This window comes from Arthrobacter sp. TJ-266, assembly GCF_058269115.1.
In genome coordinates this window covers 1-15,004 of sequence record NZ_JBZCNC010000001.1, presented here as the reverse complement: position 1 = coordinate 15,004, position 15,004 = coordinate 1, and the positions used below count along the sequence as shown (strand labels likewise).

The following is a 15,004-nucleotide window of genomic DNA, read 5'->3' as shown; positions in this document are numbered from 1 at the left end:
GGGAGCAACCCTGGGAGTCCTAGGGAAGTGGAGCGGAACGGACCCGCCGGGAATGGCGGGCCCCCTTGATGGCGGTGCCGATGGTCGGCGCCACCACCGAGACGATGAGCAGCGAGCCGGTCACGATGATGAGGACCACCTCGGAGACGCGGTCCAGTTTGAGGGCGTAGTTGATGGTGCCGATGAGCAGCACACCCGCGAGGACCCCGGGGATGGAGCCCTTGCCGCCGAAGATCGAGACCCCGCCGAGCAGCACCGCGGCGATGACGGCGAGTTCGAGCCCGCTCGCGTTGTCGCTCCGGGCGCTGGAGTACCGGAGCGTCCAGTAGATGCCCGCCAGTGCCGACACCGTCCCGGTGGCCAGGTAGAGGAGGAACTTCGAGCGGGCGACGTCGATGCCGACGAACGTGGCCGCCTCCTTGCTGTACCCGAGGGCGAAGAGCCCCCGGCCGAACGGCGTGAAGTGCAGCACGACGGCGAACGCGATGATGAGCGCCACCACCCCGATCATGACGGTCGGGATCCCCGTGCCGCCGAGCTTCGAGGTGAAGAAGGCGGTCAGCGCGGGCGGGAAGTTGGCCACCGCGTTGTCACCGATCACCACGAGCGCGAGCCCCCTGAACAGGGCGAGCGTGCCGATGGTCACCGCGAGGGAGGGCAAGCCGAGATAGGCGATCAGCACCCCGTTGAACGCGCCGGCCAGGAGACCGGCGAGGACGCAGATCACGAGCACCAGGGCGATCGGCATGCCACCCTGCCAGAGCACGCCCATCAGGGCACTCGTCAGGCCCGCGATGCTCGCCACGGAGAGGTCGATCTCCCCGGAGATGATCACGAGGGTCATCGGCAGGGCGATCAGCAGGGTGGGGATGACGTCGAGCAGGAGGAACCCGACCGTCACCGGGGAGGCGAACCGCGGGATCGACAGGCACGCGTACATCACCACCACCAGGAGCACGTAGATCATGACGGCGTCGCGGCCCAGCAGGAGCCGCGCCGCACCGGTGCGCCCCTTGGGGACGGCCAGCACCTTCGTGGTGTCCGCCTTCACCGGGCGGCGCGTCTTCTTGTCCTCGGAGGTGCTGCCTGCCGCCGCCATCCGCCTGCCTTTCGTGGGTGATGCCGTGAGCGGGGTGTCCCCGGTGCGGGGGTCGGGCCGGACCGGCTGGGAATCGAGGCGCTCAGACATTGCGGGCCTCGGCGATCCGGAGCTTCCGGGCGGAGCGGACGCTCGCCACGCGATCGATCACGACGGCGGCGAGGATCAGGATGCCCACGATCGCCTGCTGCCAGAACTTGTCCACCCGCAGTGCGGTCAGGGCGCTGGTGATGGTGGTGAGCAGGAGCGCTCCGATCGCGGCCCCCACCACCGTGCCGCTGCCACCGAAGATCGCGACGCCACCCACCACGGCGGCGGCGACGACGTCGAGCTCGAGACCGGCGCCCGTCGTCGCGCCCACGGAGTTGAAGCGGCTGGCGTACAGGACGCCCGCGAGCCCGGCCAGCAGCCCGTTGACCACGAACGCGAGGAGCACCCGGCGCGTCACCGGGATGCCGAACAGCCGTGCGGCATCGGGCTCGGACCCGATCGCGTAGAGATCGCGCCCGGACCGGGTGCCCATCATGTAGACGGCGACGACGGCCACCACCAGCACGGCGATGAGCGTGATCACGGGGAACCCGAGCACGGTGTCCACGGACAGGTTGCCGAAGGCCTCCGGGCGGTCACCGGCGAAGTACTGGGTGCCGCCGGCCCAGGCGTTGTTGATGCCTCGGAAGATGTACAGCGTGCCGAGCGTGATCACGAGGGCCGGCACCTTCGCGATGGTGATCAGGAGGCCGTTGAGCGCTCCGAGCACGGCACCGAACAGCATGCCGATCGCGAAGACGGCGATGATGGGGAGCCCGGGGGCGGCCACGAAGATGCTGCCCGTCCCGAACGCCACCAGCCCCAGGATCGAGCCGACCGAGAGGTCGATGTTCCGCGTGATGATCACGAGCGTCTGCCCGACGGCGAGGATCATGAGGATGGTCGCGTTCAGCAGGAGGTCCTTGACGCCCTGCTCGCTGAGGAACAGGGGGTTCAGGGCCGCCGTGACGGCGACGAGGACCACGAGCGCGAGGATCACGGGGAGCTCGCGCAGTTTCAGGAACGAGGCCAGGGGCGAGGGCCGGGCGTGGGCCGGCGCCGGAACCGGAGGCGTGGCGGTGGTGCTGTCGAGGCTCATCGGGTGTGCTCCAGGGAGGCGGTGGCGGCGTGCATGACGGTCTCGGCGGTGGCCTCCGACCGGTCGAGGCGGCCCGTGATGCGGCCTTCCCGCATGACGAGGACGCGGTCGGCCATGCCGAGCACCTCGGGGAGCTCGGAGGAGATCATGAGGATCGCGATCCCGCGGCCCGCGAGCTCGGAGATGAGCCGGTGCACCTCGGCCTTGGTGCCGACGTCGATCCCGCGGGTGGGTTCGTCGATGATGAGGAGCTTCGGGTCCGTGGCCAGCCACTTCGCCAGCACCACCTTCTGCTGGTTGCCGCCGGAGAGGGTCGAGACGGCGTGCTCTGGTGAGCCGGCCTTGACCTGCAGCCGCTTGCCCCACGTCTCCGCGGCCTCGCGCTCGGCCTTGGCGCTGATGAGGCCGAATCTCGCCAGGGAGTGCCGGAGCGTGAGGGCCGCGTTGCGCTCCACCGAGAGCTCCATGACGAGGCCCTGCTTGCGACGGTCCTCGGGTACGAAGCCGATCCCGGCGTCGATCGCGGCCCGCGGGTCCCTGCCGCGCAGCGGCTTCCCGAACATCTCGACACTGCCCGACTCGTAGCGATCGATGCCGAAGACGGCCCGCGCCACCTCCGTGCGGCCCGCACCCACGAGGCCGGAGAGCGCCACGATCTCGCCGGCCCGCACCTCCAGGTCGATGTCGTGGAACACCCCGGGGCGCGTGAGGCCGGTGACGCGGAGGACGACGTCGCCCGCCTCCGTCTCGGTCTTCGGGAACAGGGCCTCGATGTCCCTACCCACCATCTCCCGGACGATCGCCTCGACCGACGTCGCCCCCGTCTCGTGCGTGGCGATGTAGGTGCCGTCCCGCATCACCGTGATGCGGTCGCAGAGGCCGAAGACCTCGTCGAAGCGGTGCGAGATGAAGAGGATGCCGCTGCCGGCGTCGCGTAGTGCGCGGGCCACGGTGAAGAGGCGCTCCACCTCGACCCCGCTGAGCGCCGCCGTGGGCTCGTCCATCACGAGGACGCGCGCGTCGAGGGAGATGGCCTTCGCGATCTCGATGATCTGCTGGTCGGCGATGGAGAGACCCTCCGCCACGCGGTCGGGGTCGATCGGGACGCCGAGCCGGTCGAAGAGCTCCTTGGCGCGGCGGCGCATCTCGGCACGGCTGATGAGGCCGAAGCGGCCCGTGGGCTGGCGGCCGATGAAGATGTTCTCGGCGACGGTGAGGTCCGGGAAGAGCGTGGGCTCCTGGTAGATGACCGAGATGCCGGCCGCCTTGCTGTCCGCGACGTTCCGGAAGCCCGCCGGTTCCCCGGCCACGATGAACTCGCCGGAATCCGGCTGGTGCACCCCGGCGAGGATCTTCACGAGCGTCGACTTCCCGGCGCCGTTCTCGCCCACGAGGGCGTGGATCTCACCGGGCAGGAGATCGATGGTTCCGTCCGCCAGGGCGATGACGGGTCCGAAGGTCTTGAGGGCGCCGCGCAGGCTGAGCACCGGCTCGCGGGCCGGGGCCGAAGGGTCCACGGTGTCACGACCGGGACCGGTACTGTGCGTCATTGCAACTCCTCGAGAAAATGAATCGTTTCAGAGTGACGGTTCACCTCGAATAGTAGGCGTGAGCCACATCACCGTCAACACTCCGAGACGGAGCTGTGATGGACGGGGCCGGAAGGCGCGCGGGCTTCAGCCGACCGTACGGACCGGGGCGGCAGTACTACCGCGCACCACCAGTTCCGGATCGAAGATCACCTGGCGGCGTCGGGCCCCGGGCGCCTCGATCTCCTCGAGCAGGAGCTCCACGGACGTCCGGCCCATGAGTTCGGTGGGCTTCCGGACGCTGGTGAGGGGGACCACCGCCGAGGCCGAGAAGTCGATGTCGTCGTACCCGATCAGCGCGAGGTCCTCGGGGATGCTGAGGCCGCGGATCAGCAGCACGGCCTGCATCACGCCGATCGCGAGGAGGTCGTTGGCACAGAAGATGCCGTCCGGGAGGTGACCCTTCCGGCGCTCGGAGATCACCGCACCCACCCGGCGCCCGGCGAGGACGGTCATGGCGTCGGCCTCGATGACCTCGAGCACCGCACCCTCCTGCTCCTCGACGGCCTGCCTGGCACCCGCGAGACGCTCTGCGACCTGGCGGTAGTCTGCCTCGACGCCCACGAACACGATCCGCCTCCGGCCCGCCTCGAGCAGGTGACGCACGGCCATGTAGCCGCCGGCGACGTCGTCCACGGACACCGAGCTGCAGCGCCGCTGCGGATCCGTCCGGTCCACGAGGACCACCGGCATGCCCCGGCGTCGCAGTGCCTCGACGCGAGCGCCCACGTCACCGACCGGCGAGATGAGCATGCCCTGGACGCGTTGCTGCTCGAAGACGTCGATGTACCGGCTCTCGCGCTCCGCGCTCTGGCCGCTGTCACCGAGGATCACGGTGCTGCCGTTCTCGGCAGCGCAGTCCTCCGCCGCCCTCGCGAGCGAGGAGAAGAAGGGATTGCCGACGTCGAGCACGATCAGTCCGATGGTGCGGCTCTGGCCTGCGCGGAGCTGGCGCGCGGCGTCGTTGCGGACGAAATGCAGGTCGTCGATCGCGCCCTGGACTTTGGCGCGTGTCGCCTCGGACACGCGGTCCGGGTGGTTCAGCACGTTGGAGACGGTGCCGATCGCGACGCCGGCGCGGTCGGCGACGTCCTTGATGCTGACTGGTCGATTCTCCATGCGTTGCCCGCCGTCCGGCCCGCCGTGGCGGGGCTGTTGACACTCCAGAAGGCCAACGCTACTTTGAAACGTGTCAATGAAACGATTCAACGACATGACGAGTTCGTGTCCCTACGCCCCGTCCGTCCGGGCATCGGGACGTCCCTCGCCGCCGGGTGTGATGGAGCACCCGCGTGGTGACCCATCGTTCTAGCGCTGGAGAGAGTACATGAGTGTCATCGACGACATCGCGGCAGGGCTGGACCAGCTGGCCATCGAGGTGCCCTCGTGGGCGTACGGCAACTCCGGGACACGCTTCAAGGTGTTCGCGACCCCCGGCACCCCCCGCACCGTCCAGGAGAAGATCGCCGACGCCGCGGAGGTCCACCGCCTCACGGGGCTCGCACCGAGCGTCGCACTCCACATCCCGTGGGACAGGGTGGACGACTACCGCGCCCTGGCCTCCTTCGCCGCGGACCACGGCACGAGGCTCGGAACCATCAACAGCAACACCTTCCAGGACGACGACTACAAGTTCGGGAGCCTGACGCACAGCGACGCCGCGGTGCGGAACAAGGCCATCGACCACATGTACGAGTGCATCGACGTCATGGACGTGACCGGATCCCGCGACCTGAAGATCTGGCTGGCCGATGGTTCGAACTACCCGGGCCAGGCTGACATGCGCTCCCGGCAGGACTGGCTGCAGGAGTCCCTCCGGAAGGTCTACGACCGCCTCGGCGAGGGCCAGCGGCTGGTCCTCGAGTACAAGTTCTTCGAACCGGCGTTCTACCACACGGACGTCCCGGACTGGGGAACGTCCTACGCCCACTGCGTGCAGCTCGGCGAGAAGGCGCTGGTGTGCCTGGACACCGGTCACCATGCGCCGGGCACCAACATCGAATTCATCGTGGCGCAGCTCATCCGCCTCGGCAAACTGGGCTCCTTCGACTTCAACTCCCGCTTCTACGCGGACGACGACCTGATCGTGGGCGCCGCGGACCCCTTCCAGCTCTTCCGCATCATGGCCGAGGTGGTGCGTGGGGGCGGCCTGGACCCGTCGAGCGGAATAGCGCTGATGCTGGACCAGTGCCACAACCTCGAGGAGAAGATCCCCGGGCAGATCCGCTCGGTGCTGAACGTGCAGGAGATGACGGCGCGGGCGCTGCTCATCGACCGGACGGCGCTGGCCACGGCGCAGGAGGCCGGGGACGTGCTCGGCGCCAACGCGATCCTCATGGACGCCTTCTACACGGACGTGCGCCCCGGCCTCGCCGCCTGGCGCGCGGCGAAGGGGCTTCCCGCGGATCCGATGGCCGCCTACGCGGCGAGCGGGTACCAGCAACGCATCAACACCGAGCGACAGGGTGGCCGGCAGGCCGGATGGGGAGCATGAGCATGAGCTCAGGAACGACGACGGCAGGTCCCGGCACGACGACGAATCCCACCGTCAGCGCGCTCATCGCGCGTTCCAACCGGCTCGGCGCCGACAAACGGACCACCAACTACGCCGGCGGCAATACGTCGGCGAAGGGCGTCGGTACGGATCCCGTCACGGGCGAGGACGTCGAACTGCTGTGGGTCAAGGGATCCGGCGGTGACCTCGGCACGCTCACGGAATCCGGTCTCGCGGTGCTACGCCTCGACCGGATGCGCGCCCTGCAGGGCGTCTACCCGGGTGTGGAGCACGAGGACGAGATGGTCGCGGCCTTCGACTACACGCTGCACGGCAAGGGCGGGGCGGCACCCTCCATCGACACCGCCATGCACGGGCTCGTGGACGCGGCACACGTGGACCACCTGCATCCCGACTCCGGCATCGCCGTGGCGACGGCGGCCGACGGCGAGGCGCTGACCGCCACGATCTTCGGACCGAGGGTCGTGTGGGTGCCCTGGCGGCGGCCCGGTTTCCAGCTCGGACTCGACATCGCGGCGATCAAGGCCGCGCATCCCGACGCCATCGGGACGATCCTCGGCGGCCACGGCATCACGGCCTGGGGTGAGACCTCGGAGGACGCCGAGGCGAACTCGCGGTGGATCATCGACACCGCCGAGCACTACATCGCCGAGCACGGCCGCCCGGAGCCCTTCGGCGCCGCGCTCGAGGGGTACGGCGCGCTGTCCGCGGACGAGCGTCGTGCGAAGGCCGCGGCCCTCGCACCGACCATCCGCGGCCTCGCCTCCACGGACAAGGCCCAGGTGGGCCACTTCACGGACGACCCCCGGGTGCTCGAGTTCCTGGGCAGCGAGGCCCACCCCCGGCTCGGCGCCCTCGGCACGAGCTGCCCGGACCACTTCCTCCGGACCAAGGTGAAGCCGCTGGTCCTCGACCTCCCGTCGGACGCCGACGTCGAGAGCTGCCTGCTGCGCCTGCGCGAGCTGCACTCCGCCTACCGCGAGGACTACGCCGCGTACTACCGGCGCCACGCGACACCGGACTCCCCTGCGATGCGCGGTGCGGACCCCGCGATCGTGCTGGTGCCCGGCGTCGGGATGTTCTCCTTCGGGGCGAACAAGCAGACAGCCCGCGTGGCCGGGGAGTTCTACCTCAACGCGATCAACGTCATGCGCGGCGCCGAGGCGATCTCCGCCTACGCCCCCATCGAGGAGAGCGAGAAGTTCCGCATCGAGTACTGGTCGCTCGAGGAGGCCAAGCTCGCGCGGATGCCGAAGCCGAAGTCCCACGCGGGGCGGATCGCACTGGTGACGGGCGCGGCGTCCGGCATCGGCAAGGCGATCGCCACCCGCCTCGCCGCCGAAGGCGCCTGCGTGGTCATCGCCGACCTGAACATCGACAGCGCATCCGCCGTCGCCGCGGAACTGGGCGGCCCCGACGTCGCGATCGGCGTGCAGGCGGACGTCACCGATGCGGCCCAGGTGCTCCAGGCCGTGAAGGCCGCCGTCCTGGCCTTCGGCGGGCTGGACCTCGTGGTCAACAATGCCGGGCTGTCCATCTCCAAGCCGCTCCTCGAGACCACCGAGAAGGACTGGGACCTGCAGCACGACGTCATGGCGAAGGGTTCCTTCCTCGTGTCGCAGGCCGCCGCGAAGGTGCTGATCGAGCAGGACATGGGCGGGGACATCGTCTACATCTCCTCGAAGAACTCGGTGTTCGCGGGCCCGAACAACATCGCGTACAGCGCCACGAAGGCCGATCAGGCTCATCAGGTGCGCCTCCTCGCCGCGGAACTCGGCGGGTACGGCGTGCGGGTCAACGGGATCAACCCCGACGGCGTGGTGCGCGGCTCCGGCATCTTTGCCGGCGGCTGGGGCGCCAAGCGCGCAGCCGTGTACGGCGTCGAGGAGGAGAAGCTCGGTGAGTACTACGCGCAGCGCACCCTCCTCAAGCGCGAGGTGCTGCCCGAGAACGTCGCCAACGCCGTCGCGGTGCTGACCTCCGCGGAGCTCTCGCACACCACGGGCCTGCACATCCCGGTGGACGCGGGCGTCGCCGCGGCCTTCCTGCGCTGACGGACAGGGCGGACGACGCATGGACGCGGACGAGACCCCGGGTGGGCGAGCACGGACACAGCCGGACCTGCAGGGGCACGGTGCCGCCGATGCGGGCGGTTTCCACCAGAGCTTCGCCGCCGTGGACATCGGTGCGTCCTCCGGGCGGGTCATCCTCGGCCGCCTGACCGTCGCGGGGCCGCAGCTGGAGACCGTCCACCGGTTCCCCAACGGCGCGCGGTACCTCGATGGCGGCCTGCGGTGGGACCTCGACGCCCTGGTGGCGGAGGTGATCGTCGGTCTGCGGGCGGCCGCCGAGGTGGCGCACCGCAACGGTGACACGGTGGTCAGCATCGGCATCGACACCTGGGCGGTGGACTACGGGCTGGTGGACGACGCCGGGACGCTCCGCCACCTGCCGTTCAGCTACCGCGACGCCCGCACCGGCAGAACGGTGGACACCGTGCACACCGCCGTACCGCCCGAGCACCTCTACGCCCGGACGGGCCTGCAGTTCCTCCCCTTCAACACGGTGTACCAGCTGGCTGCCGAGCCGTTCCTGGCAGGCGTGCAGGCACTGCTGATCCCGGACCTGCTCGCGTACCGGCTCACCGGCGAGCGCCGCACCGAGACGACGAACGCCTCCACCACGGGCCTGCTCGACGCCCGTTCCGGTGCCTGGGCGGAGGACCTCTTCGCCGCCCTCGGTCTGGAACCCGGTCTCTTCCCGCCACTGGTGGAGCCCGGTCAGGTCATCGGCCGCCTGCTGCCGGCGGTCGTCGCGGCCACGGGTCTCCCCGCGGGGACGCCGGTCGTCGCGGTCGGGTCCCATGACACGGCGTCCGCCGTTGCCGCGGTACCTGCTGAGTCGGCGCACTTCGCGTACATCTCCTCCGGCACGTGGTCCCTCGTGGGCGTGGAACTCGACGCGCCGATCCTCACCTCCGCGAGCTGCGCCGCGAACTTCACGAACGAGCGGGGCGTGGACGGCACCGTCCGCTACCTGCGCAACACGGGCGGGTTGTGGCTGCTGCAGGAGTGCCTCCGCGAGTGGGCCGCCGAGGGCCCCGAACCCGTGCTCGCGGACCTGCTGGAGCGGGCTGCGCGCCTTCCGGCCGGAGGCCCCACCATCGACGCCGACAGCACGGACTTCCTGGCACCCGGGGGCATGCCGGGTCGCATCCGCCGGGCTGCCGGAATCACGGGCGGCGCCGGCACCAGCGGGGGGATCACCAGCGGCGGGGGCAACGACGGCGGGATCACGGGCGGCGCCGGCACCGCTGCGGTGCAGGCCCGGGCCGTGGTCGTGCGCTGCATCGTCGACAGCCTCGCCGAGGCCTACGCCCGCACGCTCGACGACGCCGCGAGGCTCTCGGGTCGGCTCATCGACGTCGTGCACGTGGTGGGGGGCGGGTCGCAGAACGCGTTGCTCTGCCAGCTCACGGCCGACCGCACCGGGCTCCCCGTGGTGGCCGGGCCCGTCGAGGCGACAGCGCTCGGCAACGTCCTGGTGCAGGCCCGCACCGCCGGGCGCCTACCCGCCGAGGGTGGTCTCGCTGCGCTCCGCGTCGCGGCCCGGCAGGCTGCGACGACCGTGCGGTACGAGCCGTCGTCGGATGCCGGGGCGAAACGTTCCCTGCCGCTCTCGTCAGCGCGGTCTGCGTAGGCCCACGGGGCCCTTCGCCGTGGACGGGTCCACCACGGCCCCGTGCTGCACCATCTCGGCCAGGCCTCGGTTCACGAGTCGCCGTGCTGCGCGCCGGGCCGCCTCCCGCAGCTCGGCCGAGTCGTTCGCCGGAGGGGCGACCCCCGCGGATGATCCGTCACCCCTCCGATGGTCGGCGCCGCTTCCGGGCGATGCACCGCCCACCGGGAGAGCCGTTGCGGCAGCGGCGGGATCGACCACCGCGTTCCGGGCACCCGCCGCGAGGCGCTCCAGGAGCCACTCCTCCAGCGCCGTGTCCGTGGCCGAGACCTTCCGCGCCCGGCAGGCGTCGCTGCAGTAGGCCACGGAGTCCCAGGACCGTTCCCACTTCTTCCGCCACTCGATGACGCGCCCGCAGGACCTGCAGTGCTTCGGCTCGGGCGTGACCGCTGCCGCCCTGCCCTGCGTCCGGTTCCTGCCGTTCCCGCTCACATGCGCCCGAAGACGGCTCGGATGACCGCGAAGATCCCGTAGCAGATCAGGCCGACGGCGATCGCCGTGAGAACGTATGCGCCCAGGGGGTGGGCCTGCAGCGCCTTGAGACTGCCGTCCAGCCCGGTGGACTCCTGGGGATTCCTGTCCAGCCCCGCGATGACGAAGAGGCCTCCGACCAGCAGCAGCGCAACACCCTTCGCCACGTGACCCACCACGCCGAGCACCTCGATGACCTGCCCGTGGGCCGTGTCCTCGAACCTGCGCAGTTCGGGCCTGAAGTTCCGCCGGGCGCCCTTGATGACGAAGTGCACGCCGATCCCGAGGATCACCCCGGCGGTCACGAACACCAGGAGTACCCCGGCGCCGGTCTCGAGGAGTGACCGCGTGAAGTCCACCGTCGACTCGGACGAGTCCGGATCCTCGCCGAGCGCGAAGCGCGCGAAGGTCCCGGCCATGGAGCCGTAGATGATCACGAGGGCGCCGGAGGAGATGTGTTTGCCGAGGCGCTCGCGCGTGGGCAGATGCCGTGCCCGCAGGGTGGCCTCGCTGAGCTGCCAGAGGGCGAGGCCGGCGCAGCCGACGGCGCAGACCCAGAGCGTCGGCGTCCCCAGTAGGCCTCCCGCGACCTCCTCGAGTGCGCCGGTGGGCTCCGCCTCCCCGTCACCGCCGAAGGCGATGCGCAGGGCGATGATGCCGATGAGGATGTGGACGACGGCGAGCGCTCCGAACCCGAGGCGCGCGGCCACGGCGAGAGCCCGGAGGTCCGAGGCCTGCTCCACGACGTCGGCGGCGCGCGCAGGCAGGCTCCGCCGATGGGCTCCGCCGTGCGTCATCCGTGTTCCTCCGCGTCGCGCTGCAGTGCGCTTGTTCGCGCACCGCTTCCCAGCATAGGGAGCATCACCGACGCCTACCTGGTGATCTGCCCGACGCCGGATCAGGGACGTGTGGCCACGAGCGCGTTGAGCGCCTCCCTCACGAGTTCCGCGCCGCCCTGCCCGCCGTAGTTCGCGGCGAACCGGGGATCGGCGACGTACATGTCGCCCAGTCCGCAGACGTACTCCGCGGAGAGTGCGCCGTCGTCGTCGCGCGGTACACCCGGGACGCCCGACAGCCACGCGACGTGCCGCGCCGCGAGGCCGGCCGCCTCCTCGCTCTCGGGGCTGACACCACGGGCAGCGGCGTCCGTCCATGCCGCTCCGAGGTCGCGGCTCTCACGGGAGAACCCGGCCCTGCCGTCCTCGCCGAGGCCGCGCCACCACGCGTCGCCCTGTGCGTACGCGTCCTGACCCCACCGCTGCTCCGCCTCCTCGCGGTGTCGCGTGTGGTCGAATCCGTCGAACATGGTCTCGGGCATGGGTTCTTCTCCTTCGTCGAGTGCCCGCACGGTGGCGAGGACAGCTGTCATCTGCCGGTCGAGCCGAAGCTGCTCACCGCGCAGGTGATCGAGGTGTTTCCGGAGCATCGCCGCCGGCGTCCCAGCCGCCGTGTCGGCGAGCAGCTCCCTGATCGCCGGCAGCGGGAGCCCCAGTTCGCGGAGCAGGAGGATGCGCTGAAGGCGCACCAGCCCGGCGCCGTCGTAGTAGCGGTACCCGTTGGGACCCACGCGCGACGGCGTGAGCAGCCCCACGTCGTCGTAGTGGCGCAACGTGCGGCTCGTGATCCCGCTGAGGCGGGCCACGGCGGAGATCGGGTGTTCCATGCCGCCTCCCTCGGTCCGGATGATCCGACGTGCTCTGTGTGGTCAACGGTAGGAGTTGACGCAGCGGCAAGGTCAACCCCGCCGGCCCGCTGCTCTCATCCCTGTCTCATGAACGGCGACTAGGCTCCCGAGGTCGGCCCGTTGAGGCTGCCGGAGAGGCTGGATGATGCAGGTCGAAGGGGATGGCACGTCCGTGGCGGACGACGCCTGGCGACGCCTGCGTCTGATCCGGACCTTCCTCGTGCTGTTGATCCCCGTGGCCGTGCTCGCCCTGACGAGCTACCTGCTGTGGCGGGCGATCGCCCGGTCCAAGCCGGAGACCTACGCCGACATCCACTTCTGGTTCTACTTCTTCGACGTGGGCCGCGAGATCAACGTACCCACCTGGTTCAGCGCCGGCCTGTGGATCCTGATCGGCGTGCTCACCGGCTACTGCGCCCGCCGGGCCACGCGCTTCCGGTTCTCCTGGGGCTTCTTCTCCTTCGTGGCGGTGTTCCTCTCGCTCGACGAGACCCTCGAGCTGCACGAGCGGCTGGACGTGATCGGCAACCAGCTGGCGCCCTACCTCCCCGTGCAGCTCGGCTTCACGTGGGTCATCCCGGGTGTGCTCATCGCCGCCGTCCCGTGCGCCGTGCTGCTGCGGCTGGTGCTCTCCCTGCCCCGCTCGGTGATGCTCGGCCTGATCGTTTCCGGCGCCGTGTTCGTCGGCGGGTCCGTCGGTGCGGAATCGCTCTCCGGCATGGCACTCGTCAACGGCGGCGCGGCGCCGTCGTTCTTCGTGCTCACCCTGATCGAGGAGACGCTCGAGATGACGGGGCTCGCACTCTGCCTCGCCTCGCTGCTCCACATCCTTGAGTACCGACCGGTCGACGGCGGCATCGCCTACCGCGTTGCGGCGCTCAGGCGGGCCTCACGCGCCTCGGAGGAGCGAGCGACCGCCGACGAGGAAGCCGCGTGGTCGGGGCGCGCCGCGAGTGGAACCCACGAGGGCCGGGCAGCGGGCGGACCGGCTGTGCCGGCGTCGGCCACAGCGGCGTCGTCCACAGCGGCGCAATCCTCAACCACGCCCGACGCCTGACCGTGGAACACCCGCGCCGGACGCCTGACCGGGGGACATCGGCGCCGGACGCCCGTCGCGGGGCTGCCGTGGGCACTTTCGGGCCGCGCAGGCCGCTCGCGCGCACCTGTCACGGACCAGCGGCGGCGCAGCGAAAGGTGTCCCGCTACGCCGAGCGCGTCAGTTGTACCAGAACCACTGCGGCGGGCGCCACGATGCCGGTACGGCGTGGGCATTGAACGTGCCGCACTCCGAGCAGGCGTAGCTGACGCTGGCCGGCAGCAGTCTGGAGGTGTGATCGGCCTGCCGCGCCGGCACGAATTCCTCGTAGATGAGGTAGTCGTCGGTGTGGCAGCGGGGACAGGTGGGTGCCTCTCCCGCGAGCTCGTCGGTGGTGGAGGACCTGCTGGTCTGCAGGCTTCTGGTGTGATCGATCATTGTCATGAGATTCACCGTTTCCGTCTTGCATTCAACGCTGGATGCAAGTAGTAAGGGGACTGATACTTCGAATATAGACGCCTGCTTCTCCCAGTGGAAGCAGGCGTGACTGTGACAGCCTCATTCAGGACCACTAGGACGGCCTGAGTCAGGACCACCTGCGACTCGCCGGTTCCCTGTGACGGTTTGATTCAGGACCACCTCCACTCTTGTTCTCATGTGATGGGACGGGCTCGTGGAGGTTCGGATGAGGTTGCGTATGGAGTTGTTTGCCAGCATTCGTAGAGATGCCCGAGTTGAGGGTGCTTCGATCCGGGAATTGGCCAAGCGGTATCAGGTCGGCAGAGACACGGTCCGTCAGGCCCTCGCGAGTCCAGTCCCACCGGCCCGGAAGATTCCGGTACGGAGCGCGCCCCGCTTGGATGGCTTCAAGCCTGCGATCGACACGATGCTCGTCGAGGACATCACAGCACCCCGGAAGCAACGCCATACCGCTCGGAGGATTCTTGCCCGACTGATCGAGGAACACGGGGCTGAGGAGTTGTCGTATTCCACGGTTCGGGACTAGGTCCGGGTACGTCGTGCGGAGATCGATGTTGAGGCCGGCCGCAGGGTGGAGGTGTTCGTCCCGCAGGAACACGCACCAGGCGCGGAAGCCGAGGTCGACTTCGGTGAGGTCTGGGTCGTCCTCGACGGGGTGAAGACGAAGTGCCACATGTTCGTCTACCGGCTCTCCCACTCCGGGAAAGCCGTCCACCGGGTGTATCCGACGCAGGCGCAGGAAGCGTTCCTCGAGGGACACATCGACGCGTTCACCGCCTTGGGTGGTGTCCCGACCAGACATATTCGGTACGACAACCTCACTGCTGCGGTGACGTCGGTGGTATTCGGGCTGGAGCGTTCCCCGGTTCCACTGCTTTAGCCAGGGCACGGGAGGCTGGTTCATTCACCAACGCCCATGAAGCGTTCTGGGCGGCGTCCCGGCGGGTCAACGGTGATGCCGATGGGACCCGAGAACTCATCGATGTCTTGCTCCTGCACCGGTTCATGCACCCCAATGACATCCAGGCCGGCATCCGCGCCGCCCTCACGGTGGGGGCGGTCAGCGCCGACGTCGTCGCGGTCGAAGCACGCCGACACGCAACCGAACACCTGACCAGCGACCAGGACCGGACCGCGAGGGACCTGGCATCCATGGGTGGGTCCAGTTCGGACCGTCATTCCGACGGCCATCGTGGTGCTCACACTGATCAGCGCGAGCAACGAGTTGTCAGTCTCACCCAGCGCCGGCTCATGGACCCAGCC

12 protein-coding genes and 1 pseudogene are annotated in these 15,004 nt (G+C 69.8%); 5 read left to right on the top strand and 8 right to left on the bottom strand.

The features are described 5' to 3' along the window. Nucleotides 1–19 precede the first annotated feature (19 nt). The 4 genes from AC4D12_RS00065 to AC4D12_RS00050 form a co-directional block, all read right to left on the bottom strand. A complete protein-coding gene (locus AC4D12_RS00065; RefSeq protein WP_490947749.1) occupies nt 20–1,189 on the bottom strand; it encodes an ABC transporter permease in 1,170 nt (389 codons plus the stop codon). Continuing rightward, nucleotides 1,182–2,228, bottom strand: a complete 1,047-nt coding sequence (locus tag AC4D12_RS00060) for an ABC transporter permease (RefSeq protein ID WP_490947748.1) — start codon at nt 2,226–2,228, stop codon at nt 1,182–1,184. The genes AC4D12_RS00065 and AC4D12_RS00060 overlap by 8 nt, the downstream gene beginning before the upstream one ends. Then, entirely contained in the window at nt 2,225–3,778 is a 1,554-nt protein-coding gene (locus AC4D12_RS00055; RefSeq protein ID WP_490947747.1) for a sugar ABC transporter ATP-binding protein, read from the bottom strand. The genes AC4D12_RS00060 and AC4D12_RS00055 overlap by 4 nt, the downstream gene beginning before the upstream one ends. A 126-nt stretch (nt 3,779–3,904) precedes the next feature. After that, nucleotides 3,905–4,936, bottom strand: a complete 1,032-nt coding sequence (locus AC4D12_RS00050; RefSeq protein ID WP_490947746.1) for a LacI family DNA-binding transcriptional regulator — start codon at nt 4,934–4,936, stop codon at nt 3,905–3,907. 208 nt (nt 4,937–5,144) lie between these two features. On the opposite strand from AC4D12_RS00050, the gene rhaI reads away from it, so the two are divergent. From rhaI to AC4D12_RS00035, 3 genes are read left to right on the top strand one after another with little or no spacing between them, the layout of a single operon-like run. Further along, nucleotides 5,145–6,311 (top strand): L-rhamnose isomerase, encoded by a 1,167-nt coding sequence (gene rhaI / locus AC4D12_RS00045; RefSeq protein WP_490947745.1) that lies wholly within the window; start codon nt 5,145–5,147, stop codon nt 6,309–6,311. A gap of 2 nt (nt 6,312–6,313) precedes the next feature. Further along, nucleotides 6,314–8,386, top strand: coding sequence for a bifunctional aldolase/short-chain dehydrogenase (locus AC4D12_RS00040; protein ID WP_490947744.1), 2,073 nt, complete (start codon nt 6,314–6,316; stop codon nt 8,384–8,386). A 19-nt stretch (nt 8,387–8,405) separates the two neighbouring features. Further along, nucleotides 8,406–10,031, top strand: a complete 1,626-nt coding sequence (locus tag AC4D12_RS00035) for a rhamnulokinase (protein WP_490947743.1) — start codon at nt 8,406–8,408, stop codon at nt 10,029–10,031. On the opposite strand, the gene AC4D12_RS00030 is transcribed toward AC4D12_RS00035, so the two are convergent. The 3 genes from AC4D12_RS00030 to AC4D12_RS00020 form a co-directional block, all read right to left on the bottom strand. Beyond that, nucleotides 10,014–10,502, bottom strand: coding sequence for a DUF2256 domain-containing protein (locus AC4D12_RS00030; protein ID WP_490947742.1), 489 nt, complete (start codon nt 10,500–10,502; stop codon nt 10,014–10,016). The two genes, AC4D12_RS00035 and AC4D12_RS00030, sit on opposite strands and share 18 nt — an antisense overlap. Next, nucleotides 10,499–11,338, bottom strand: a complete 840-nt coding sequence (locus AC4D12_RS00025; RefSeq protein ID WP_490947741.1) for a DUF1206 domain-containing protein — start codon at nt 11,336–11,338, stop codon at nt 10,499–10,501. Before AC4D12_RS00025 ends, AC4D12_RS00030 begins: the two co-directional genes overlap by 4 nt. Nucleotides 11,339–11,439: 101 nt before the next feature. Beyond that, nucleotides 11,440–12,204: a MerR family transcriptional regulator gene (locus AC4D12_RS00020; protein ID WP_490947740.1), complete on the bottom strand. Its 765-nt coding sequence runs from the start codon at nt 12,202–12,204 to the stop codon at nt 11,440–11,442. 163 nt (nt 12,205–12,367) lie between these two features. Here AC4D12_RS00020 and AC4D12_RS00015 point away from each other — a divergent pair, with 163 nt between their 5' ends. After that, nucleotides 12,368–13,282, top strand: coding sequence for a DUF8692 domain-containing protein (locus AC4D12_RS00015; protein WP_490947739.1), 915 nt, complete (start codon nt 12,368–12,370; stop codon nt 13,280–13,282). Nucleotides 13,283–13,441: 159 nt separating this feature from the next. Here AC4D12_RS00015 and AC4D12_RS00010 read toward each other — a convergent pair whose 3' ends face one another. Continuing rightward, nucleotides 13,442–13,705 carry a hypothetical protein gene (locus AC4D12_RS00010; protein WP_490947738.1) on the bottom strand — a complete coding sequence of 88 codons (264 nt, stop codon included), beginning with the start codon at nt 13,703–13,705 and terminating at the stop codon, nt 13,442–13,444. 241 nt (nt 13,706–13,946) lie between these two features. Here AC4D12_RS00010 and istA point away from each other — a divergent pair. Further along, a pseudogene (gene istA, locus AC4D12_RS00005) lies at nt 13,947–15,004 on the top strand (IS21 family transposase); the annotation flags it as partial.

What these genes read in the sequence shown, in the direction of transcription:
- AC4D12_RS00015 (WP_490947739.1), top strand. Translation starts at nt 12,368, where the DNA reads ATGATGCAGGTCGAAGGGGATGGCACGTCCGTGGCGGACGACGCCTGG.
- AC4D12_RS00065 (WP_490947749.1), bottom strand. Translation starts at nt 1,189, where the DNA reads ATGTCTGAGCGCCTCGATTCCCAGCCGGTCCGGCCCGACCCCCGCACC.
- AC4D12_RS00010 (WP_490947738.1), bottom strand. Translation starts at nt 13,705, where the DNA reads ATGACAATGATCGATCACACCAGAAGCCTGCAGACCAGCAGGTCCTCC.
- AC4D12_RS00055 (WP_490947747.1), bottom strand. Translation starts at nt 3,778, where the DNA reads ATGACGCACAGTACCGGTCCCGGTCGTGACACCGTGGACCCTTCGGCC.
- AC4D12_RS00050 (WP_490947746.1), bottom strand. Translation starts at nt 4,936, where the DNA reads ATGGAGAATCGACCAGTCAGCATCAAGGACGTCGCCGACCGCGCCGGC.
- AC4D12_RS00040 (WP_490947744.1), top strand. Translation starts at nt 6,314, where the DNA reads ATGAGCTCAGGAACGACGACGGCAGGTCCCGGCACGACGACGAATCCC.
- AC4D12_RS00020 (WP_490947740.1), bottom strand. Translation starts at nt 12,204, where the DNA reads ATGGAACACCCGATCTCCGCCGTGGCCCGCCTCAGCGGGATCACGAGC.
- AC4D12_RS00035 (WP_490947743.1), top strand. Translation starts at nt 8,406, where the DNA reads ATGGACGCGGACGAGACCCCGGGTGGGCGAGCACGGACACAGCCGGAC.
- AC4D12_RS00025 (WP_490947741.1), bottom strand. Translation starts at nt 11,338, where the DNA reads ATGACGCACGGCGGAGCCCATCGGCGGAGCCTGCCTGCGCGCGCCGCC.
- rhaI (WP_490947745.1), top strand. Translation starts at nt 5,145, where the DNA reads ATGAGTGTCATCGACGACATCGCGGCAGGGCTGGACCAGCTGGCCATC.
- AC4D12_RS00060 (WP_490947748.1), bottom strand. Translation starts at nt 2,228, where the DNA reads ATGAGCCTCGACAGCACCACCGCCACGCCTCCGGTTCCGGCGCCGGCC.